The organism is Aeribacillus composti, from assembly GCF_031760945.1.
GTDB lineage: Bacteria > Bacillota > Bacilli > Bacillales > Aeribacillaceae > Aeribacillus > Aeribacillus composti.
Genome location: NZ_CP134501.1, coordinates 2191829 through 2214685, shown reverse-complemented (window position 1 = coordinate 2214685; position 22857 = coordinate 2191829). Strand labels below are relative to the sequence as shown.

Annotated in this window: 21 protein-coding genes and 2 pseudogenes; all 23 read left to right on the top strand. The window is 39.9% G+C overall.

The window, feature by feature from the left end; genetic code table 11:
* Position 1: 1 nt before the first annotated feature.
* The 23 genes and pseudogenes from RI196_RS10645 (at position 2) to RI196_RS10540 (ending at position 22848) form a co-directional block, all read left to right on the top strand.
* Positions 2 to 877 (top strand): MinD/ParA family protein, encoded by an 876-nt coding sequence (locus RI196_RS10645; protein WP_311066226.1) that lies wholly within the window; start codon positions 2 to 4, stop codon positions 875 to 877.
* Between the two features lie 5 nt (positions 878 to 882).
* Positions 883 to 1935, top strand: a complete 1053-nt coding sequence (locus RI196_RS10640) for a protein-glutamate methylesterase/protein-glutamine glutaminase (protein ID WP_063386683.1) — start codon at positions 883 to 885, stop codon at positions 1933 to 1935.
* A gap of 19 nt (positions 1936 to 1954) precedes the next feature.
* Positions 1955 to 2188: pseudogene (locus RI196_RS18740) on the top strand (Hpt domain-containing protein); the annotation flags it as partial.
* Positions 2189 to 2422: 234 nt separating this feature from the next.
* A pseudogene (locus RI196_RS10635) lies at positions 2423 to 4015 on the top strand (chemotaxis protein CheA); the annotation flags it as partial.
* Positions 4016 to 4040: 25 nt separating this feature from the next.
* Positions 4041 to 4514, top strand: coding sequence for a chemotaxis protein CheW (locus RI196_RS10630; RefSeq protein ID WP_063386685.1), 474 nt, complete (start codon positions 4041 to 4043; stop codon positions 4512 to 4514).
* A complete protein-coding gene (locus tag RI196_RS10625; RefSeq protein ID WP_066246481.1) occupies positions 4498 to 5124 on the top strand; it encodes a chemotaxis protein CheC in 627 nt (208 codons plus the stop codon). The genes RI196_RS10630 and RI196_RS10625 overlap by 17 nt, the downstream gene beginning before the upstream one ends.
* 4 nt (positions 5125 to 5128) lie before the next feature.
* Positions 5129 to 5626, top strand: a complete 498-nt coding sequence (locus RI196_RS10620) for a chemotaxis protein CheD (RefSeq protein ID WP_063386687.1) — start codon at positions 5129 to 5131, stop codon at positions 5624 to 5626.
* A gap of 35 nt (positions 5627 to 5661) precedes the next feature.
* The gene (locus RI196_RS10615; protein ID WP_063386688.1) at positions 5662 to 6432 is read left to right on the top strand and encodes a FliA/WhiG family RNA polymerase sigma factor; all 771 of its coding nucleotides are present in this window, start codon (positions 5662 to 5664) and stop codon (positions 6430 to 6432) included.
* 28 nt (positions 6433 to 6460) lie between these two features.
* The gene (locus RI196_RS10610; protein WP_066246479.1) at positions 6461 to 6940 is read left to right on the top strand and encodes a DUF6115 domain-containing protein; all 480 of its coding nucleotides are present in this window, start codon (positions 6461 to 6463) and stop codon (positions 6938 to 6940) included.
* Between the two features lie 149 nt (positions 6941 to 7089).
* Positions 7090 to 7791, top strand: a complete 702-nt coding sequence (rpsB, locus tag RI196_RS10605; RefSeq protein ID WP_063386690.1) for a 30S ribosomal protein S2 — start codon at positions 7090 to 7092, stop codon at positions 7789 to 7791.
* A gap of 76 nt (positions 7792 to 7867) precedes the next feature.
* Positions 7868 to 8749: a translation elongation factor Ts gene (gene tsf, locus RI196_RS10600; RefSeq protein ID WP_063386691.1), complete on the top strand. Its 882-nt coding sequence runs from the start codon at positions 7868 to 7870 to the stop codon at positions 8747 to 8749.
* Between the two features lie 109 nt (positions 8750 to 8858).
* Positions 8859 to 9581: a UMP kinase gene (gene pyrH, locus RI196_RS10595; protein ID WP_063386692.1), complete on the top strand. Its 723-nt coding sequence runs from the start codon at positions 8859 to 8861 to the stop codon at positions 9579 to 9581.
* A 2-nt stretch (positions 9582 to 9583) separates the two neighbouring features.
* Positions 9584 to 10141 carry a ribosome recycling factor gene (frr, locus tag RI196_RS10590; protein ID WP_063386693.1) on the top strand — a complete coding sequence of 186 codons (558 nt, stop codon included), beginning with the start codon at positions 9584 to 9586 and terminating at the stop codon, positions 10139 to 10141.
* 118 nt (positions 10142 to 10259) lie between these two features.
* Positions 10260 to 11033, top strand: coding sequence for an undecaprenyl pyrophosphate synthase (gene uppS / locus RI196_RS10585; RefSeq protein WP_063386694.1), 774 nt, complete (start codon positions 10260 to 10262; stop codon positions 11031 to 11033).
* A 15-nt stretch (positions 11034 to 11048) separates the two neighbouring features.
* Positions 11049 to 11861 (top strand): phosphatidate cytidylyltransferase, encoded by an 813-nt coding sequence (locus tag RI196_RS10580; protein ID WP_063386695.1) that lies wholly within the window; start codon positions 11049 to 11051, stop codon positions 11859 to 11861.
* Positions 11858 to 13006: a 1-deoxy-D-xylulose-5-phosphate reductoisomerase gene (gene dxr / locus RI196_RS10575; protein ID WP_063386696.1), complete on the top strand. Its 1149-nt coding sequence runs from the start codon at positions 11858 to 11860 to the stop codon at positions 13004 to 13006. The genes RI196_RS10580 and dxr overlap by 4 nt, the downstream gene beginning before the upstream one ends.
* A 14-nt stretch (positions 13007 to 13020) precedes the next feature.
* Positions 13021 to 14280 carry an RIP metalloprotease RseP gene (rseP, locus tag RI196_RS10570; protein WP_311066223.1) on the top strand — a complete coding sequence of 420 codons (1260 nt, stop codon included), beginning with the start codon at positions 13021 to 13023 and terminating at the stop codon, positions 14278 to 14280.
* Between the two features lie 35 nt (positions 14281 to 14315).
* The gene (locus tag RI196_RS10565) at positions 14316 to 16016 is read left to right on the top strand and encodes a proline--tRNA ligase (protein WP_311066222.1); all 1701 of its coding nucleotides are present in this window, start codon (positions 14316 to 14318) and stop codon (positions 16014 to 16016) included.
* Between the two features lie 118 nt (positions 16017 to 16134).
* Positions 16135 to 20460, top strand: coding sequence for a PolC-type DNA polymerase III (locus RI196_RS10560; protein ID WP_311066221.1), 4326 nt, complete (start codon positions 16135 to 16137; stop codon positions 20458 to 20460).
* 173 nt (positions 20461 to 20633) lie between these two features.
* The gene (gene rimP, locus RI196_RS10555) at positions 20634 to 21110 is read left to right on the top strand and encodes a ribosome maturation factor RimP (RefSeq protein ID WP_311066220.1); all 477 of its coding nucleotides are present in this window, start codon (positions 20634 to 20636) and stop codon (positions 21108 to 21110) included.
* Positions 21111 to 21133: 23 nt separating this feature from the next.
* Positions 21134 to 22255, top strand: a complete 1122-nt coding sequence (nusA, locus tag RI196_RS10550) for a transcription termination factor NusA (RefSeq protein ID WP_311066219.1) — start codon at positions 21134 to 21136, stop codon at positions 22253 to 22255.
* A gap of 12 nt (positions 22256 to 22267) precedes the next feature.
* Entirely contained in the window at positions 22268 to 22552 is a 285-nt protein-coding gene (gene rnpM / locus RI196_RS10545) for an RNase P modulator RnpM (RefSeq protein WP_063386702.1), read from the top strand.
* The gene (locus RI196_RS10540; protein WP_063386703.1) at positions 22549 to 22848 is read left to right on the top strand and encodes a YlxQ family RNA-binding protein; all 300 of its coding nucleotides are present in this window, start codon (positions 22549 to 22551) and stop codon (positions 22846 to 22848) included. The genes rnpM and RI196_RS10540 overlap by 4 nt, the downstream gene beginning before the upstream one ends.
* Positions 22849 to 22857: the final 9 nt, after the last annotated feature.

Sequence of the window (22857 nt, the reverse complement as noted above, 5' to 3'; positions counted from 1 at the left end):
TATGGATCAAGCAGAACAACTCAGAAGGATTATTCAGCAAAACAAATATGCGGTGATAAAAGACTCTCCGCCTAACCGTCATGCAAAAACAGTGGCTGTGATTAGCGGAAAAGGGGGAGTCGGCAAATCGAATTTCGTTTTAAATTTCGCTTTAAACTTGATCAAAAAACGAAACGACCGTGTGCTGCTGGTAGATTGCGATATTGGAATGGCAAACATCGATCTTTTGCTGGGACAGCAGTATCAAGAAAGATCAATTGTCGATTTGCTGAAAAACCGCATTGGAATTGAACAAATTATCAAAAAAGGTCCTTTAAATTTGCAGTATTTGTCAGGAGGAATGAGCCTTTCCAATATTGTCACAATCGATGAAGCAGAGTTTCAATTTTTTCTTTACGAGCTTGAAAGAATAATAGAGAAATACGACACCATCTTATTTGATATGGGAGCAGGAATTTCGAAAGACAGCTTGAAATTTTTGCTTGCAGTGGACGAAATTATCGTTATTACGACGCCTGAACCGACATCGATTATGGACGCCTACAGTGCGATAAAGCTCATTCACCAGTTTGATCAAGAAAAGGTGATGAAAGTAGTTGTCAATCGATGCAAGAAAAACATTGAAGCGAAAGAAACATGGGAAAAAATTAGAACCACTGCAGAGCGTTTTTTACATAAAACAATTGATTTGCTCGGCAGTTTGCCGGAGGATGATCATGTACAGAAATCAGTCATGGAACAAATTCCGTTTATTTTGCGTTTTCCGAATGCTCCTATATCGAAAGCACTAGAAAATATAACAGAGATGTACTTAAATGGTAAAATAAAAAGAAAAGGATTTATTCATTCTCTTAGATCTTTGTTTTCAAGTAGGTGATGTTTTTGAGTCGTGTAAAGGTTTTGGTTATTGATGATTCGGCATTTATGAGAAAGTTGATTTCCGATTTGCTTTTAGAGAGTCCTTCCATTGATGTGATTGGCACAGCTAAAAATGGAAAAGAAGGAATTGAAAAGATCGCAGAGCTTGATCCTGATGTTGTGACGTTAGATATTGAAATGCCGGTTTTAAACGGGCTTGATACTTTGCAGATTATCATGGACAAGTTTCCAAGGCCAGTCATTATGCTTTCAAGTTCGACGAAAGAAGGAGCCGAAAACACGATAAAATCTTTAGCTTTCGGGGCGTTTGATTTTATCCCGAAACCTTCCGGCTCCATATCTCTTGACATATTTAAAGTGAAAGAAGAATTAATTGCAAAAGTTCTAGCAGCAAAACGGGCAAAAGAAAAAGTTCAGATGTTAAAAAAAGAGATCGACACATTTCCTCGAAAGGAGATGATGAAAGAAAAGAGCCATCGACAGCGAAAAAAATCTTTAATTGCCATTGGAACTTCTACCGGAGGACCGAGCACCCTTCAAAAAATCGTTCCATGCTTCCCGAAAAACCTGAATTCGCCGATTTTCATCGTACAGCATATGCCGCCAGGATTTACAAAATCGTTGGCTGAACGATTAAATGAAATGTCAAACATCGAAGTAAAAGAAGGCGAGCATCAAGAAATCGTCAGAAATGGGGTAGCATACATAGCGCCTGGAGGCAGCCATATGAAAGTAATAGAAAAACAAGGGAATTTATTCATTGAACTGGATCAATCGGAAAAAAAGAGAGGGCACAGACCTTCAGTAGATGTACTGTTTGAATCTTTATCGAATTTAAAATATTATCAAACGATTGCTTGTATTTTAACGGGAATGGGTTCTGACGGGACAAAAGGATTAAAAGCATTAAAAGAAAGGACAGATGCGACAGGGATCGCACAGTCCGAAAAAACCTCCATTATATTTGGGATGCCAAAATCCGCCATCCAAGCGAATGTGGTTGATTACGTGGAAGATTTAATGGAAATTCCGTATTTAATTCAAAAGCTGATCTAAATCCAAGGAGTGTGCTGCCATGGAAATGAATCAATATTTGGACATTTTTATTGAAGAAAGTAAAGAACATTTGCAGTCGTGCAACGAAAAGCTTTTGGAGCTTGAACAAAATCCGGATGATTTAGGAATTGTGAACGAAATTTTTCGCTCCGCCCATACATTAAAAGGAATGGGCGCAACGATGGGGTTTGAAGATTTAGCCGATTTAACACATAAAATAGAAAATGTGTTTGACGCCATTCGCAATCAAAAATTAGAAGTAACGCCTGAAATTTTGGATGTCCTTTTTGAAGCATTGGAGAATTTGGAGGAAATTGTTTTATCGATTGCGGATGGAGGAGACGGCAAAAAAGATGTTTCGGCCATTGTGAAAAAACTGCAAGCGATTGAAAGCGGAGAACAAATTGAAGATGAGACAGCTGAAAATGAAACATCAAGAGAACAAGTGCAGGATGTGAAAAAACTGAAGTTTGATGAATATGACAGGACGGTCATTCTTCAATCAATTGAACAAGGATTTCAAGTATACGAAATCAACATTCGGCTTCGAGAAGACTGCATCTTAAAAGCAGCGAGAGCATTTATGGTTTTTGAATTGCTTGAGAAGCACGGGGAAGTGGTCAAATCATCGCCTTCTGTTGATTTACTCGAAGAAGAAAAGTTTGACAACAATTTTTCGGTTGCCTACATTACGAAGGAAGATAAGGACTTTATCCGGAACAGCCTATTGAAAATTTCAGAGGTTGAAGAAGTACTAGTTGAAAAAGTGAATGTAGAAAAGCCAAGTACTGAAAGAGTACAGCAGTCTGTTTCCAGCATACAATCTAATGCCAGCCAACAAACTGCTGCTAGCAAACAAACTACTGTTTCCAGCAAGCAAAGCCGTCAGCAGAAGGACAGCTCGAAAGACACTAGCCAAAAACAGAAGAAAAACCAGCAAAAGACGATCCGCGTCAACATTGAGCGCCTCGATATTTTAATGAACTTGTTTGAAGAATTAGTCATCGACAAAGGGCGTTTAGAGCAAATATCAAAAGAATTAAATCACTCGGAGCTGAAAGAAACGGTTGAGAAAATGTCCAGAGTTTCAGCTGATTTGCAAAACATTATTTTAAATATGCGCATGATTCCAATCGAAACCGTTTTTAACCGCTTCCCGAGAATGGTGAGAAATCTCGCCCGCGATTTAAATAAAAAAATCAATTTAGTTGTCACTGGCGCTGAAACCGAATTGGATCGGACCGTCATTGATGAAATTGGCGATCCGCTTGTGCATCTAATCCGAAATGCGATCGACCATGGGATTGAAACGCCTGAAACCCGCCTGAAATATGGCAAAAAAGAAGAAGGAACGCTGCGGCTCAGCGCATATCACAGCGGAAATCATGTCTTTATCGAAATCGAAGACGACGGTGCAGGAATCAATCAGAAAAAGGTATTGCAAAAAGCTATTGAGCGGGGAATCGTTACAAAAGAGGCAAGCGAAACATTAACGGAAAAACAAATTCATGAACTCATTTTCGCATCAGGCTTTTCAACGGCTGAAAAAATTTCAGATGTCTCTGGACGGGGTGTAGGGCTTGATGTAGTGAAAAATACAATCGAATCGCTCGGAGGAAGCATCACCATCGAGTCGGAAGAAGGAAAAGGATCTTTATTCTCGATCCAGCTCCCGCTGACATTAACGATTATTTCCGCCATGCTCATTGAAGTTGGAAATGAAAAATACGGTATTCCGATTTCGTCTATCATTGAATCCCTTGTTATTAAAAAAGAAGATATTTTACAGACACATCAAAACAAGGTGATTGATTATCGCGGAAAAATTGTACCTCTAGTGTTTTTAAAAGAAATTTTTGAAGTGGACGCCGAGGATGACCAAGATTATGTTTCAATCGTCGTTGTCAAAAAAGGAGATAAAATGGCTGGTTTAGTTGTCGATTCCTTCATCGGTCAGCAAGAGATTGTTTTGAAATCGTTAGGACAATATTTGACAAATGTATTCGCCATCTCAGGTGCCACAATTTTAGGAGACGGTCAAGTTGCATTGATCGTTGATTGTAATGCATTAATCCAGTAATGCTTGATGGAAGGGGAAGATGAGAATGGCAAATAGTGTATTTAATGAACAGAAGGTCATAGTTTTTCAGCTGCAAGACAAAGAATACGGGGTTTTTGTACAAAATGTGAAATCGATTGAAAAAGTTGACCATATCACCCGCGTTCCGAAAACAGCTGACTATATAAAAGGAGTCATCAATTTGCGCGGTGTTGTCACTCCGATCATAGATTTAAGAAAAAGATTGAATATGCCGGAAAAAGAAATAACAGATCAGACGAGAGTGATTATAGCTGTTCAAAATGAAATGGAAGTTGGATTGATTGTTGATTCTGCCAATGATGTCGTCGATATATCTGAAGACAGTATTGAACCTGCTCCAAGCGTCATCGAACAAGTAGAAACCGAGTTTATAAAAGGAATTACAAAATTGGATAAACGGCTGATTATGCTCCTTGACCTTGAAAAAGTGCTGAGCAAAGAAAATCAGAGGGTAATAGAGCATGAGCAAGTTGTTTGATTTATCAAACAAAAGGATCGATATATTAAAGGAAATTGCCAATATCGGAGCGGGAAATGCCGCAACGAGTCTGTCCCAACTTCTTAATAAAAAAATTGAAATGAAAGTTCCGAACGTTTATGTCGCCTCTTTTAACGATGTGATGGATTTAGCAGGCGGTGCGGAAACAGAGGTTACGGCTGTATACATCCGCATTCAAGAGGATATAACTGGATCGATGTTTTTCATTTTGCCGATCCCGCAGGCTAAAAAATATGCAAAAGCATTAATGAATGATTATGTTCTTCAGGATGCTTCAACTATGAAAGAAATGGAATGCTCTGTTTTGCAGGAGCTCGGCAACATCCTGATTGGATCCTATTTATCTGTTTTATCGAACATGACCAATTTGATGGTTAATCCGTCCGTTCCTGCCATCCAATGTGATATGTTCGGCGCGATTATCAGTCATGCTCTGATCGAGCTTTCGCTTGAAAGTGATGAAGCACTTGTCATCGATGCTGTTATAAAAGAAGAAGGGCATCAAGATTCCGAATTAATAAGAGGGCATATTTTCTTTCTGCCCGACTCACAGTCATATAAAAAAATTTTTGACATATTAGAGGTTTAGTGAAATGGGGCATTTTGAAAATGTTGTAAAAGTCGGTATTTCGGAAATGAATGTTGTGAAAGCTCCGTGGAAAATTCGAACAACTGGATTAGGATCTTGCGTCGGACTCGTCATCTATGATGATGTAAATAAATTGGCAGGACTTGCTCATATAATGCTGCCTGATTCTTCGCTTTCAAACAAGGAGCCTTTAAATTGTGCAAAATATGCGGATACGGCTGTAACAGAATTAATTCGTCTTTTAAAAAACTATGGAGGAAACATCATGTTTTTTAAAGCGAAAATAGCTGGAGGAGCTGAAATGTTTCCGCATCGGCCATCTTCCAAAATCATGCGAATAGGTCCGAGAAATGTTGAAGCGGTCAAACAGCATTTGTTGAGCAGTAATATCCCTATCGTTAGCGAAGATGTTGGCGGTAAAAATGGAAGAACCATTGAATTTGATACGAATTCATTCATTTTGACGATTCGCACCGTCAATCTTGGAGTGAAGCAAATATAGCCGGAGATTGACATTTTAGAAGGAGGAAAAAGGCAATGGTCCAATCGATGACACTGAATGATGAAAGGGTGTACTGGGACAAGTGGTTTCGTCACCGTGATCAAGATGCGGGCAACATGCTCGTCAAAAAATATATGCCGCTTGTCCGCTATCATGTCAGTCGTATTTCAGTGGGTCTTCCAAAAAATGTCGATAAAGATGATTTAATAAGTTTTGGATTGATGGGATTATATGATGCACTGGAAAAATTTGACCCTACACGGGATTTAAAATTCGATACGTATGCATCCTTCCGCATACGCGGAGCCATTCTTGACGGACTAAGGAAAGAAGATTGGCTTCCAAGAAGTTTTCGGGAAAAAGCAAAAAAAGTGGAAGCAGCCATTGAGCGGTTGGAGCAAAAATATCATCGCAATGTGACGCCTAATGAAGTTGCAGAAGAGTTGGGTATGACACCCGAAGAAGTCGTTCATGTCGTCAATGAAAACTTTTTTGCCAATGTCTTGTCAATTGATGAACAATTGCATGACCAAGAAGAAGGGGAACAGATGAACATTGTCCTTAAGGATGATAAAACATTAACTCCGGAAGAGCATCTGTTAAAAGAGGAATTATTTGAGCATTTAACAAAATTGATCTCACAATTAAACGATAAGGAGCAGCTCGTATTAAGCTTGTTTTATAAAGAAGAGCTGACATTAACAGAGATAGGAAACGTGCTGAATTTGTCCACTTCGAGAATTTCGCAAATTCATTCGAAAGCATTATATAAATTAAAAGGAACGCTCGTTAAGCTTTTATCTTAAAAAGAATACAATTAAATGAGGTTGAAACATGGCGGTATTTCTTTTACTGAGCTTTGTTTTGCACATCGTTTCGTTTTACTTTATCATTCTCCTTTATACACGCTATCAAAATGTAAAAAAAATAGAAGAAAAGCAGGAACAATTATTAAAAGAAGCAGAAGATTCGCTCGCGATGTTTTTATTGGAATTAAAAGAAGAAAACAAACAATTTCTTGAACAGCTCGAGCAAAACAGCGCCAAGCCCGGTTCTTTTGATCTCGAAAAATTAGTTACGCAGCTGGAAGACAAGGTGGAAGTGAGCACAATCCAGAAAGACACGAGCGCGGATGTAGAGCCTATCGACAAGGATGCAGAGCTTATAGAAGAGCCTAAAGATAAAAGAAAAAATTTGCATAAACAAGTATTCCAATTATTAGAGAAAGGATATACTATAGACGAAATTGCACAAACATTACATGTCGGCAAAACAGAAATTGAACTCGTCATGAAATTTCAACAAAACGATTGAATTCTTTCTTGATTGCCAAACTTCCATATGTTATATTTGTTTTTGGTGCTAATACACACGTCTGTTGATTTAAGCATCGGTGCTGTTTTGTGCAGTCATGCTTAAAAATGAAGCGGGCGGAGGATGAAAAACCATTAGGAGGAATGAAAATGTCAGTTATTTCAATGAAACAATTATTAGAAGCTGGTGTTCATTTCGGTCATCAAACACGCCGTTGGAATCCGAAAATGAAACGCTATATTTTCACTGAACGGAACGGAATTTACATCATTGACCTTCAAAAAACAGTAAAAAAAGTTGAGGAAGCGTATCAATTTGCAAGAGAGTTAGCTGCAAATGGAGGCAACATTTTATTCGTTGGTACGAAGAAGCAGGCGCAGGAATCTGTTAAAGAAGAAGCAGAACGTGCAGGAATGTTTTACGTCAATCAGCGCTGGCTGGGAGGAACATTAACGAACTTTGCTACAATTCAAAAACGAATTGCTCGTTTAAAAGAAATTGAAAAAATGCAAGAAGACGGCACATTTGATGTATTGCCGAAAAAAGAAGTAGTTCGTTTGAAAAAAGAATTGGAACGCCTTGAGAAATTTTTAGGCGGCATTAAGGAAATGAAACAGCTGCCTGATGCTGTTTATATTATCGATCCTCGCAAAGAGCGCATCGCTGTATCGGAAGCTCGCAAATTAAATATTCCGATTATCGGCATCGTTGACACAAACTGCGATCCAGATGAGATCGATTATGTAATCCCTGCAAATGATGATGCAATCCGCGCCGTCAAATTGTTAACTTCCAAAATAGCAGATGCTGTTTTAGAAGGCAAACAAGGCGAAGAAACTACAACTGCCTAAATGACAAAAGGTGATAAGAGGGGATTTTAGCCTTTTATCACCTTTTTTAAGCATACGAATTGAAGGAGGAACTTTTATGGCAATTACTGCTCAAATGGTAAAAGAGCTTCGGGAAAAAACCGGTGCAGGCATGATGGACTGCAAAAAGGCATTGACTGAAACAAATGGTGATATGGACAAAGCAATAGATTATCTTCGTGAAAAAGGCATAGCGAAAGCTGCGAAAAAAGCTGACCGAATCGCTGCAGAAGGCTTGACATTAATCAAAACTGACGGCAATACAGCTGTTATTTTGGAAGTGAATTCCGAAACAGACTTCGTTGCAAAAAATGATTCTTTTAAACAATTAATTGAAGATTTGGCTAAACACTTGCTGGCAAGCAAACCAGCTGATTTAAAAGACGCATTGGCTTCCAAAATGGAAAACGGTTCAACAGTGGAGGAATACATCCATGCTGCTATTGCTAAAATTGGCGAAAACATTACATTACGCCGTTTTGAAGTTGTCGAGAAAAATGATCAAGATGTCTTCGGCGCTTACTTGCACATGGGCGGACGCATTGCAGTATTAACGGTGCTTGAGGGAACAAATGATGAATCTGCTGCAAAAGATGTAGCAATGCATATCGCAGCGGTTAATCCGCGTTATATTTCTCGTGAAGATGTTCCTCAGGCTGAAGTGGAGCACGAACGCGAAGTTCTTAAAAAACAAGCTCTTCAAGAAGGAAAACCTGCAAACATTGTAGAAAAAATGGTTGAAGGTCGTCTCGGCAAATTTTTTGAGGAAATTTGCCTTTTAGAGCAAAATTTTGTAAAAAATCCTGATCAAAAAGTACGCGATTTCGTCAAAGCACAAAACGCAAACGTAAAAGCGTTTGTTCGCTATGAAGTTGGAGAAGGAATTGAAAAGCGTCAAGAAAATTTTGCTGAAGAAGTTATGAATCAAATTAAGAAATAAAAGTCATGAAAATGTTAAGAAGGGAACACAAGCGAGTGTTCCCTCTTTTTGAAAACCCTTTGTTTCAACTTTTCTATATATAGCGTCAAGAAATAGCTTGGAGGTTAATATGAGTACGCCAAAATATCATCGTATCGTGCTGAAATTAAGTGGAGAGGCGCTTGCTGGAGCTCAAGGCTTTGGAATTAATCCTTCCGTCATACAGTCAATTGCCAGACAAGTAAAGGAAATTGCTGAAATGGGTGTAGAAGTCGCAGTAGTTGTTGGCGGCGGAAACATTTGGAGAGGCAAAATCGGCAGCGAGATGGGGATGGATCGGGCAACAGCAGACTATATGGGAATGCTGGCGACTGTTATGAATTCTTTAGCTTTACAAGATAGTTTGGAAGGACTTGGCATTCCTACCCGAGTGCAAACTTCAATTGAAATGCGACAAGTCGCAGAACCGTACATAAGAAGAAAAGCCATTCGCCATTTGGAGAAGAAAAGAGTAGTCATTTTCGCAGCAGGAACAGGAAATCCTTATTTCTCAACAGACACAACGGCTGCGTTAAGAGCCGCTGAAATCGAAGCAGATGTCATTTTAATGGCGAAAAATAATGTAGATGGTGTATATAGCGCAGATCCAAAAAAAGACGCCTCAGCGGTAAAATATGATGAGTTATCTTATTTAGATTTATTAAAAGACGGGTTGGCTGTCATGGATTCAACAGCTTCTTCATTATGCATGGACAATAATATTCCTTTAATTGTTTTCTCGATTATGGAAGAAGGCAACATTAAACGTGCTGTTTTAGGAGAAAATATTGGAACAATTGTAAGGGGGAAATAAACATGTCTAAACAAGTTCTTTCACAAGCGAAAGAAAAAATGGAAAAAGCTTTATCAGCTTTCAAACGTGAATTAGCAGGTGTTCGTGCAGGCCGGGCAAACGCGTCTTTGCTTGATAAAATTCAGGTCGACTATTACGGAGTTCCAACTCCTGTAAATCAATTGGCATCGATTTCCACGCCAGAAGCACGTTTGCTTGTTGTTCAGCCTTATGACAAATCGACAATCGGTGAGGTTGAAAAAGCGATTTTAAAATCTGATCTTGGATTAACACCGACATCGGACGGATCCGTCATCCGCATTGCCATTCCTCCATTGACGGAAGAGCGAAGAAAAGAACTGACAAAAGTAGTTCGCAAATATTCAGAGGATGCAAAAGTCGCTGTGCGAAACATTCGCAGAGATGCAAATGATGAATTAAAAAAATTAGAAAAAGCGGGCGACATTACAGAAGATGAACTGCGCGGTTTTCAAGATGATGTACAAAAACTGACGGACGAATACATTAAAAAAATTGATTCCGCAACAAAAGAAAAAGAAAAAGAAATCATGGAAGTTTAAACAAAATGAATGTACAATAGAAATGTGCTAAAAACCCTCTTTTCTCACAGGGGGTTTTTTTGTTCAAGAGGATTTGCTACATTTGTTAATGTCATATTATTCTCGGTGGAGGATTCTTATGTTTAATTTTCCTTATAAAAAAAAGAGCAGCAAAGGTTCCAAAAACTTGGTGGCGAAAGAAAACATTTTAGTAAATGAAATACCGGAACATGTGGCCATCATCATGGACGGAAACGGAAGATGGGCGAAAAAAAGATCGCTGCCTAGGATGGCCGGCCATCGGGAAGGAATGAAAGTAGTTAAAAAAATTACGAAATTAGCGAGCGATATCGGCATCAAAGTTTTGACCTTATATGCGTTTTCAACAGAAAATTGGAAAAGGCCAAAAGATGAGGTTAATTATTTAATGCGCCTTCCGGTCGAATTTTTATCGACTTTTTTGCCGGAATTAATACAGGAAAACGTGCAAGTTCGGGTTATCGGCGATCAATCTATGCTCCCCGATTATACGGTAAATGCTGTGAAGAAAGCTGTGAATGAAACGAAGCAAAACACCGGGCTGATTTTAAATTTTGCGTTGAACTATGGCAGCAGAACAGAAATTGTTGAAGCAGTAAAAAAAATATTAAGAGACCGCGAAGATGGAAAACTACATATAGATGACATAGATGAACAATTGTTTTCCAACTATTTAATGACGAAAAAGCTCAAAGATCCTGACCTGTTAATTCGGACAAGCGGAGAAATTCGGCTAAGCAACTTTATGCTCTGGCAGCTGGCTTATACTGAATTTTGGTTTACGGATGTGCTCTGGCCGGATTTTAATGAACACCATTTTTTGGAGGCAATCCGCGAATATCAGCAGAGAATCCGCAGATTCGGCGGCGTATAGAAGGAGCTAAAAAAAATGAAAACACGAATCATTACAGCAATTTGTGCTTTAGCCTTATTTGTACCAATTGTCATTATTGGCGGACTTCCGCTGACAATTGCTATTTATGTGCTCGCATCAGTTGGATTGTTTGAATTATTTAGAATGAAACGATTTCATTTATTTTCATTTCCAGTTTTGTTCAGCTTTATCCTTTTATGGATTTTAATTTTCCCAAACCGTTATATTGATTTGCTTCATCAAATACATATAAGTAAAACTGGCTTTCTTTTTTTTGGCGCGATCCTGTTATTGATCTATACAGTGTTTTCAAAAAATCAATTTTCTTTTGATGACGTTGGATTTGCGCTCATTGCGATCATATATGTGGGAGTCGGATTTTATTTTTTTATTGAAATGAGAGTGTTAGGTCTAGACAAGCTTTTGTTTGCTCTGCTAACGATTTGGGCGACTGATTCAGGCGCTTACTTTATCGGCCGAGCCTTCGGAAAGAAAAAACTATCAGCTGAAATCAGCCCTAATAAAACAGTCGAAGGATTTTTCGGAGGGATTTTCTCGGCAATTTTGGTTGGATTAATTTTCCACTATTTTGCAAATTTTTTACCGACATATGTTCAAACCGTTTTTGTGTCCGTCATTGTTTCTATTGTTGGACAAATGGGGGATTTAGTACAGTCCGCTTTTAAACGCCATTACGGCACAAAGGATTCCGGAACGATTTTTCCAGGCCACGGGGGAGTTCTTGACCGTTTTGACAGCTTGATTTTTATTATGCCGATTTTATATTTCTTCATCCAATTGATCAGTAGACAAGGGGTGACAATGTGAAAAAAATTATTTTGCTGGGTGCGACAGGATCTATTGGGCAGCAAACTCTCGATGTGATTCGAGCAAATCCGGATTCATTCAGGCTAGTTGCGATGTCATTTGGAGAAAATATCGAACTTGGATTGAAGGCTGTTCATGAATTTAAACCAGAGCTTGTTGCTGTCAAAAATCGTGAAATTTATGATCAAATTCGTTTGAACATCCCTTCTAACTGTCAGCTTACATACGGACATGACGGGCTGTGTGAAACGGCTGCTTATCATAAAGGCGAGATAGTAGTGAATGCGGTCATTGGGAGCGTCGGGCTTATTCCAACACTAAAAGCGATCGAAGCGAAAAAAACGGTCGCTTTAGCGAATAAGGAAACACTTGTTACAGCTGGACAAATTGTGACCGACTATGCTCGAAAACACAATGTGCAAATTCTTCCTGTGGACAGTGAACATTCCGCGATTTTCCAATGCTTGAACGGGGAAAAAAAGGAAAGCGTCGAACGGCTTATTTTAACGGCTTCAGGAGGAAGCTTTCGGGATAAATCGCGAAATGAATTAAAGCATGTTACAGTTAAGGAAGCGTTAAACCATCCGAACTGGTCAATGGGCGCAAAAATAACGATCGATTCTGCGACGATGATGAACAAAGGGCTTGAAGTCATTGAAGCACATTGGCTCTTTTCTGTTTCATACGACCAAATTGATGTGCTGCTGCATAAAGAAAGCGTCATTCACTCGATGGTCGAATTTCATGATGGCAGCATCATAGCGCAGCTTGGAACTCCTGATATGAAAATACCGATTCAATATGCGCTTACATATCCAAATAGAATTCCTTCTTATGAAAGCGAAAGATTGGATTTAACAAAATATGGACAGCTTCATTTTGAAAAAATTGATTTTGATCGATACCGTTGCTTAAAATTTGCTTTTGATTCGGGTAAAATAGGAGGTACAATGCCTGCTGTTTTAAACGCAGCGAACGAAGTGGCAGTCAATGCTTTTTTGGAAGATAAAATTCCGTTTTTAAAGATAGAAGAACTTGTAGAAAGGGCATTAGAAGAACATGCTCCGCTTTTCAATCCGACCTTGGAGGATATACAAGAAGCGGATGGAAGGACAAGACAGTTTGTTCAATCTTTAATTAATTAGAGGTGGTTAAATAAGTGAACACGGTGATCGCATTTGTCGTTATTTTTGGCGTATTGGTGTTTTTCCACGAATTAGGGCACTTAGTTATGGCGAAAAGGGCAGGCATTTTTTGCCGTGAATTTGCAATCGGCTTCGGGCCGAAAATTTTGTCGTTTAAACGAAAAGAAACGGTCTATACGATCAGGCTTTTGCCTATCGGCGGCTTCGTGCGCATGGCGGGGGAAGACCCGGAGATGATTGAGGTCAAACCTGGCTATCAGGTTGGACTATTGTTTAATCAGAAAGGACAAGTTGAAAAAATTATTTTAAACAGAAAAGAAAAGTATCCTAATGCAAAAGTGATTGAAGTTGAACAAGCAGATTTGGAACATGGAATGTTTATCACAGGCTATGAAGATGGAGAAGACAGCGGTCTAAAAAGGTTTGAAGTAAGCGAAACATCCTTTTATGTAGTTGACGGTGAAGAAATTCAAATTGCACCTTATAACAGGCAATTTGCTTCAAAAACGCTCGTTCAAAGAACGCTCGCCATTGCTGCCGGACCTTTTATGAATTTTCTATTAGGGTTTTTAGTTTTGTTTTACCTCGGTCTAAGCCAAGGAGTGCCCGTGAATGAACCGGTTTTAGGAGAAATCGTCCCTGACAGCGCGGCTGAACAAGCAGGATTACGGGAAGGCGATGTTGTAAAAGAAATAGAAGGGACGCCGATGAATTCGTGGAAAGATGTCGTTGAAATGATCAGAGCAAATCCGGAGAATGAGCTTCTTTTTTCAATTGAACGTTCCGGAGAAGAATTGGAAATGACGGTAACGCCGGATTCTGTGAAATCCGAAAACAAAACGATCGGCCAAATAGGAGTTTATTCCCCGGTTGAAAAAACATTTTTCGGTTCTTTGAAATATGGCTTAGTTGAGACCTATACATGGTCGAAAGAAATAATATTTGCGGTTGGGAAGCTGATAACCGGACAATTTTCAATTGATATGCTCTCTGGACCTGTCGGCATATATGATATGACAGGAAAAGTTGCAGAAACAGGCTTGACAAGCCTATTAAGCTGGACGGCTCTCTTAAGCATTAACCTTGGCATTATGAACTTGCTTCCAATTCCAGCTCTAGATGGAGGACGCTTATTGTTTTTTGCCATTGAAGCGGTCCGGGGAAAACCGATTGATCGACAAAAAGAAGGGATCGTCCACTTTATCGGATTTGCACTTCTAATGCTGTTAATGCTCGTTGTGACATGGAATGACATCCAAAAGTTTTTCCTTTAAAAAATAATATAGAAATCAAATTCGAGGTGCTTTAAATGAAACAGAGTCAGTCATTTATACCCACAATGAGAGAAAATCCAGCAGATGCGGAAGTTAAAAGCCACCAGCTGCTGTTGCGTGCCGGATACATTAGGCAGACAGCTAGCGGTGTTTATTCGTATCTGCCTCTTGCTCATAGAGTGTTAACCAAAATTGAAAATATTATCAGAGAGGAAATGAACCGGATCGGAGCGGTGGAGCTGCTGATGCCGGCTTTGCAGCAAGCAGAACTTTGGCAGGAGTCTGGCCGCTGGTATTCATACGGATCAGAATTAATGAGATTGAAAGACCGTCATGAGCGTGATTTTGCTTTAGGTCCGACTCATGAAGAAGTTATAACAAGTTTGGTAAAAGATGAGATCAAATCTTATAAACGTCTGCCGCTCACCCTTTATCAAATTCAAACGAAGTTCCGGGATGAAAAGCGTCCGCGGTTCGGTCTTTTGCGGGGACGAGAGTTCATTATGAAAGATGCTTACTCTTTTCATGCTACACAGGAAAGCTTAGATGAAGTGTACGAACAGGTTCGAGAAGCATACAGCCGCATCTTTACTCGATGTGGGTTGAACTTTCGCGCAGTCATCGCTGATTCGGGAGCAATGGGCGGTAAAGATACTCATGAATTTATGGTGCTTTCGGAAATCGGAGAAGATACGATCGCATATTCTGATTCGTCCGATTATGCAGCAAATATTGAAATGGCTCCGGTAATTGCATCTTATGAAAAGGTTGACGAACCGCTCATGGAGCTTGAAAAAAAAGAAACACCAAACAAAAAATCCATTGAAGAAGTGGCGCAGTTTTTCCAAGTTCCGAAGGAAAAATTAATAAAATCCGTTTTATTTAAAGTAGATGAAAAGTTCGTTCTTGTTCTTGTCCGCGGTGATCATGAGGTCAATGACGTGAAACTGAAAAACCTTTATCAGGCATCAGTTGTTGAACTTGCTTCAGCTGAAGAAACAGAGCAGGTAATGGGAGTTTCACCCGGATTTTTAGGACCGATCGGCGCATCCGACAAAGTGGAAATTGTCGCAGATTATGCAGTTCAAGCAGTCGTAAATGGAATATGCGGGGCAAATGAAAACGATTTGCACTATATCGGAGTAAACCCTGATCGGGATTTTACCGTTACCAAGTATGAAGATATAAGATTTATTCAGGAAGGGGACCCTTCGCCGGACGGAAAGGGACGGATCAAGTTCGCGAAAGGCATTGAAGTCGGCCACGTCTTTAAGCTTGGCACAAGATACAGTGAAGCGATGAAGGCAGAATTTTTAGATGAAAAGGGAAAAACAAACCCTATCATCATGGGATGCTATGGTATCGGTGTTTCACGCTTACTGTCTGCGGTGGTCGAGCAATTTCATGATGAAAATGGAATTATTTGGCCTAATAAATTAGCTCCGTTTGAAGTCCACCTTATTCCGGTTAATATGAAAAACGAAGAACAAGTCAAGGTTGCAGAGCAAATTTATCACGATTTGCAGGCGAGAGGATACGAAGTCCTTTATGATGATCGTGCTGAACGGCCGGGTGTGAAATTTGCTGACAGTGATTTAATTGGCATTCCTGTCAGAATAACGATCGGAAAAAGAGCTGATGAAGGGATTGTAGAAGTGAAAGAAAGAAAAAGCGGAAATAGTTTAGAAGTTTCTGTTGATCAGCTAAAAGAGCAGCTTGCCAAACTTCTCCGCTAATGAAGCTGGATGCCGCAGATGAAGCTGGCATAGGTGAAGAGTAGGGGGTCTTGCCTTTATGATAATTTGTCAAACGGGTCAAGCCCCCTATTAACTTTTTGGGAAAGAGGGGAAACCAATGGATGATAAAGACTTGCAGCAGCAAAAAGAACGGTTTCAGATTTTGCTGAAACAGCTTGAAATGACGGATGATCAAATCTACCCTTATTTCCAAAACGGAGCGATCTTAAAATTAACAGTTCATAAAAAATCTAAATTATGGGATTTCTCTTTTCGGCTTGAAAACATTCTTCCATTTCGTATCCTGCAATTGTTTGATAGAAGATTGAACAAAACATTTTCTCATTTAGCCAATGTTACGTTTCACATTACAACTGTGAAACAAGAATATGATGAACAGCTCGTTCAAGACTACTGGGAGTTTTGCCTCCAAGAAATGGAGGGGGTTTCTCCGCCGATATTATCACTGTTAAAAGAACAAATGCCGAAGCTGGAAAAGCAAAAATTAATGATTCGCACGAGAAATGAGACGGAAAATGAAACGATCAAGAAAAAATACGGCCCCATCATCCAGCAGGCGTACGAGAAGTACGGCTTTCCAAAGCTGACTATCGACACGGTGATCGATGCATCTAACGAAGAATGGGAAAAATTTTTGGAGCAGAAGCAAAAAGAAGACGAAGAGCGGATTTTACAAGCAATGATGGAAATGAAGCAAAAAGGAAAGGAAAATCAAACTCAGGAGTCTAAAAAGCTGGAAGGTCCTCTTATTATCGGATACAAAATAAAAGATGACGAAGAAATTCGCACTCTTGATAACATTTTTGATGAAGAGCGGAGAGTCGTCATTCAAGGATATGTTTTTGAGGCGGAAACAAAGGAATTAAAAAGCGGAAGAACGTTATGCACGTTTAAAATTACCGATTATACCAATTCCATTTTAGTCAAAATGTTCGGCCGTGATAAAGAAGATAATGCATTGCTTGCATCGATCAAAAAAGGAATGTGGCTGAAAGTTCGCGGAAGCATTCAAAACGATACATTTGTTCGTGATCTTGTCATGATTGCCAATGACATTAATGAAATCAACCCGAAAAAACGGCTCGATACCGCACCTGAAGGAGAGAAAAGGGTGGAATTGCACCTTCATTCGCAGATGAGCCAAATGGATGCCGTCACATCGATCACAGATCTTGTTGAACAAGCTAAAATGTGGGGCCATGAAGCGATTGCATTGACAGATCACGCAGTTGTCCAATCTTTTCCAGAGGCATATGCTGCAAGCAAAAAGTTTGGCGTTAAAATGATTTACGGTCTTGAAGCCAATATTGTTGATGACGGTGTACCGATTGCTTATAACGAATCGCACAGACTTTTAAGCGAAGATACCTTTGTTGTGTTTGACGTTGAAACAACAGGGCTTTCGGCTGTATACGACACGATCATTGAACTTGCAGCGGTGAAAATAAAAAACGGGGAAATTATCGACCGATTTGAATCGTTTGCCAACCCTCACCATCCGCTTTCAGCAACAACGATAGAACTGACGGGAATTACCGATGATATGGTTCAAAATGCTCCCGACGTCGATGAAGTATTGTACAAATTTAAAGAATGGGCTGCCGACAGCATTTTAGTTGCCCACAATGCAAGCTTTGACATGGGCTTTATTAATGCAGGCTACAAAAAATATTTGCAGGTTAAAAAGGCGGACAACCCTGTCATTGATACTCTTGAACTTGCAAGATATTTATATCCTAATTTAAAAAACCACCGCCTGAATACATTGTGCAAAAAGTTTGATATAGAGCTTGTACAGCATCATAGAGCCATTTATGATGCGGAAGCAACCGGCTATTTGCTTGTAAAATTGCTGCAAGAGGTAAATGAACGAGGAATTCTTTATCATGATGAGCTGAATGAGCGGACTGGGGATTCAAAAGCGTATGAGCGGGCAAGACCGTTTCACGCGACGCTTCTTGTGCAAAATGAAACAGGGCTGAAAAATTTATTTAAGCTTGTATCTCTTTCCCATGTTCAATATTTTTATCGCGTTCCGCGCATTCCCCGTTCTGTATTGTTAAAGCATAGGGAAGGCATTTTAATTGGTTCAGGCTGCGACAAGGGAGAAATTTTCGAAGCAATGATGCAAAAAGGTCCAGAAGAAGTTGAAGAGATGGCTTCATTTTATGATTTTCTCGAAGTGCATCCGCCGGAAGTATATTACCCTCTAATTGAGACGGAGCAGGTTCGAAATGAACAAGCGATCAAAGAAATCATTGCAAACATAGTCAAACTAGGGGAAAAGCTGTCGATTCCGGTTGTGGCAACAGGCAATGTCCATTATTTAAACAAGGAAGATAAAATTTACCGGAAAATCTTAATTTCTTCGCAAGGGGGAGCGAATCCTTTAAACCGCCATACATTGCCTGATGTGCATTTCCGTACAACAAATGAAATGCTGGATGCTTTTCGTTTTTTAGGCGATGAAAAAGCGAAAGAAATTGTTGTGACAAACAGCCAGTACATCGCCTCTCTCATAGGTGATGTAAAACCGATTAAAGATGATCTGTATACACCGAAAATAGACGGTGCCGAAGAAGAAATTCGGGAAATGAGCTACAATCGTGCCAAAGAAATATACGGAGACCCATTGCCGGAAATCGTTCAAGCAAGGCTTGAAAAAGAGTTGAAAAGCATTATCGGCCACGGATTTGCCGTCATTTATTTGATATCTCACAAACTAGTAAAAAAATCTTTGGATGACGGGTACTTGGTCGGTTCAAGGGGATCAGTCGGCTCATCCTTTGTTGCCACGATGACGGAAATTACTGAGGTGAACCCTCTTCCGCCTCATTACGTTTGTCCAAAATGCAAGCATTCCGAATTTTTCAATGACGGCTCTGTAGGATCCGGATACGATCTTCCTGATAAAAATTGTCCTCAATGCGGAGCACCATATAAAAAGGACGGGCATGACATACCGTTTGAAACGTTTCTAGGATTTAAAGGAGACAAGGTGCCTGATATTGATTTGAATTTTTCAGGTGAATATCAGCCGAGAGCACACAATTATACGAAAGTGCTGTTTGGTGAAGATAAAGTGTACCGTGCAGGAACAATTGGCACCGTTGCCGAAAAGACAGCTTTCGGATTTGTCCGCGGCTACATGAACGATCATAATCTGCATTTCCGCAGTGCAGAAGTCGATCGGCTTGTGAAAGGATGTACGGGGGTCAAGCGGACGACAGGACAGCATCCCGGAGGAATCATCGTTGTTCCCGATTATATGGATATATATGATTTTACTCCAATTCAATATCCGGCAGATGATACAAGCGCTGATTGGAAAACGACACATTTTGATTTCCACTCCATTCACGATAACTTATTAAAGCTTGATATACTAGGGCACGATGATCCGACGGTCATCAGAATGCTTCAAGATTTAAGCGGAATCGATCCGAAGACCATTCCAACAGATGATCCGGAAGTAATGAAAATCTTTTCCTCAACCGAATCACTTGGCGTGACAGAGGAGCAGATTGGCTGTAAAACGGGCACTCTAGGGATTCCAGAGTTCGGCACGCGATTTGTCCGCCAAATGTTGGAGGAAACAAGACCGACGACATTTTCAGAGCTTGTCCAAATATCAGGATTGTCCCATGGGACAGATGTTTGGCTAGGAAACGCACAAGAACTGATTCAAAGCGGCACATGTACATTAAGTGAGGTCATTGGCTGCCGCGACGATATTATGGTTTATTTAATCTATCAAGGATTGGAGCCGTCGTTAGCCTTTAAAATTATGGAGTCGGTTCGGAAAGGAAAAGGCTTGATTCCCGAATGGGAAGAAGAGATGAAAAAGAACGGCGTTCCAGACTGGTATATTGAATCTTGCAAAAAAATCAAATATATGTTTCCAAAAGCTCACGCGACAGCTTATGTATTAATGGCTGTGCGGATTGCATATTTTAAAGTGCATTTTCCTCTGCTATTCTATGCAACTTATTTTACAGTCAGAGCGGACGATTTTGACATCGAAACGATGATCAAAGGAAGCACCGCAATCAGAGCGAAAATTGAAGAGATCAGTGCAAAAGGGCTCGATGCTTCTCCAAAAGAGAAGAGCTTGCTGACCGTATTGGAGATGGCACTTGAAATGACGGAGCGTGGATTTTCATTCCAAAAAGTAGATTTATACCGCTCTCAAGCCAAAGAATTCATTATTGACGGCGACAGTCTGATACCACCGTTTAATTCGATACCAGGGCTTGGTACGAACGCGGCCATCAATATTGTCAAAGCGAGAGAAGAAGGAGAATTTTTATCCAAAGAGGATCTGCAGGAGCGGACAAAAATTTCAAAAACGATTATGGAATATCTTGAAAATCATGGCTGTTTGGCATCGCTGCCTGAGCAAAATCAGCTCTCCCTTTTCTGATTTGCGATTCAATTTGCAAACCTGATTAGGTTATGTTATATTCATTTATGGAAATGCTAAAAAAAGCCTAACGAAAGAGTGGGGAAAAAACCCACTCTTTCCTATTGGAACTAGTTTTTTATGACGATTAAATAGATATCTCTTTCTGAAACGCTGAAATTAAGGAGGAAAATATGAGCCAATCTATAACAGATCTCGTCAAAGAACTAGCATCGCCAATTCTTGAAAATTTGCAGCTGGAACTAGTAGATATTGAATATGTAAAAGAGGGGAAAAATTGGTATTTACGGCTTTTTATTGATTCTGAAGATGGTGTCGACATTGAAGAGTGTGGTATGGTAAGCGAACGTTTGAGCGAAAAGCTAGATGAAATCGATCCGATTCCTCACAACTATTTCTTGGAGGTATCTTCTCCAGGCGCTGAACGCCCTTTAAAAACAAAGGCCGATTTTGAAAAGGCTGTCGGGAAAAATGTCGCACTTAAAACTTACGAGCCGATCAACGGGGAAAAACATTTTGAAGGGGTTTTAACGGATTTTGACGGCGAGATTGCCACACTCGAAATAAGAGTGAAAACAAAACCTAAACAAGTGGAAATTCCTTGGGGAAAAATTGCAAAAGCTAGACTTGCCGTTTCATTTAATATTTAAGTGATGAGGAGGAACATCATTTTATGAACAGCCAACTTTTAGATGCCTTGACAGTATTAGAAAAAGAAAAAGGCATTAGTAAAGATGTCATTATAGATGCGATTGAAGCTGCCCTCATTTCTGCATACAAACGCAACTTTAACCAAGCGCAAAACGTGCGTGTCGATATTAATCGCGAAACAGGTACGATGCAGGTGTTTGCGAGAAAAGAAGTGGTGGAAGAAGTAACGGATCCCCGTTTGGAAATTTCCATCCATGATGCGATGAACATCAATCCCCAATATGAAATCGGCGATGTCGTTGAAATTGAAGTGACACCGAAAGAATTTGGACGAATAGCTGCACAAACTGCGAAACAAGTCGTTACGCAGCGAGTTCGTGAAGCCGAAAGAGGAGTCATTTATTCGGAATTTATTGATCGTGAAGAAGATATCATGACCGGAATCGTCCAAAGAACTGATCCCAAATATATATACGTAAGTCTAGGGAAAATAGAGGCTCTCCTCCCACAATCGGAACAGATGCCGAATGAAAAATACGAACCTCATGACCGAATTAAAGTATTCATTACAAAAGTAGAAAAAACAACAAAAGGACCACAAATTTTTGTTTCCAGAACACACCCGGGGCTGTTGAAGCGTTTATTCGAATTGGAGGTTCCGGAAATATATGACGGGATAGTGGAAATTAAATCAGTCGCCCGGGAGGCAGGTGACAGATCAAAGATTTCGGTTCATTCCGACAATCCGGAAGTTGACCCGGTCGGATCATGCGTTGGACCAAAAGGCCAGCGTGTTCAAGCAATTGTAAACGAGTTGAATGGCGAAAAAATTGATATCGTTCGCTGGTCTAAAAATCCTGTTGAATTTGTTGCAAATGCTTTAAGTCCTTCAAAAGTTTTGGACGTTATTGTCGATGAAGAGGAAAAAGCTACAACCGTCATCGTTCCTGATTATCAATTATCCCTTGCGATTGGCAAAAGAGGGCAAAACGCTCGCCTCGCTGCCAAATTAACCGGATGGAAAATTGATATTAAAAGCGAATCGGAAGCGAGAGAGCTGAACATCTATCCTCGCGAAGAGCATGATAGTTTATTCCAATTTGACAATACGGATGATGAACACGGAGAAGAACAAGACGAATAGAGGTGGTTACCAGTGGCAAAGCAAAAGAAAATTCCGATGAGAAAATGTGTGGCGACTGGCGAAATGAGACCCAAAAAGGAGCTTGTTCGAATCGTTCGTTCGAAAGAAGGAGAAGTTTCGGTTGATTTAACAGGAAAGAAAAATGGACGCGGTGCTTATATCACTCTTGATAAAGACTGCATTTTAAAGGCGAAAAAGAAAAATGTGCTATCCGTCCATTTAGATGCGCCTGTTCCGGAATCTATATATGATGAATTAATTCAGCTAGCTGAGAAGGAGAAACCTTCATTGCCATGAATGGACAATGGAAATCTTTATTAGGCCTTGCCTATCGGGCAAGAAAAGTGATTTCAGGAGAAGAACTTGTTTTGAAAGAGGTTCGAAATAAGCGTGCAAAACTCGTTTTATTGGCAGACGATGCTTCTTCTAACACGAAGAAAAAAATTACGGATAAATGTTCGTTTTATAAAGTTCCGCTCGTGATTGCCCCAAACCGATACGAACTTGGGCAATCGATCGGTAAGGAAGAAAGAGTAGTTGTTGCCGTGACGGAAGAAGGTTTTGCCAAGAAGTTGAAGCTTCTACTTGAATAACTACTTTGG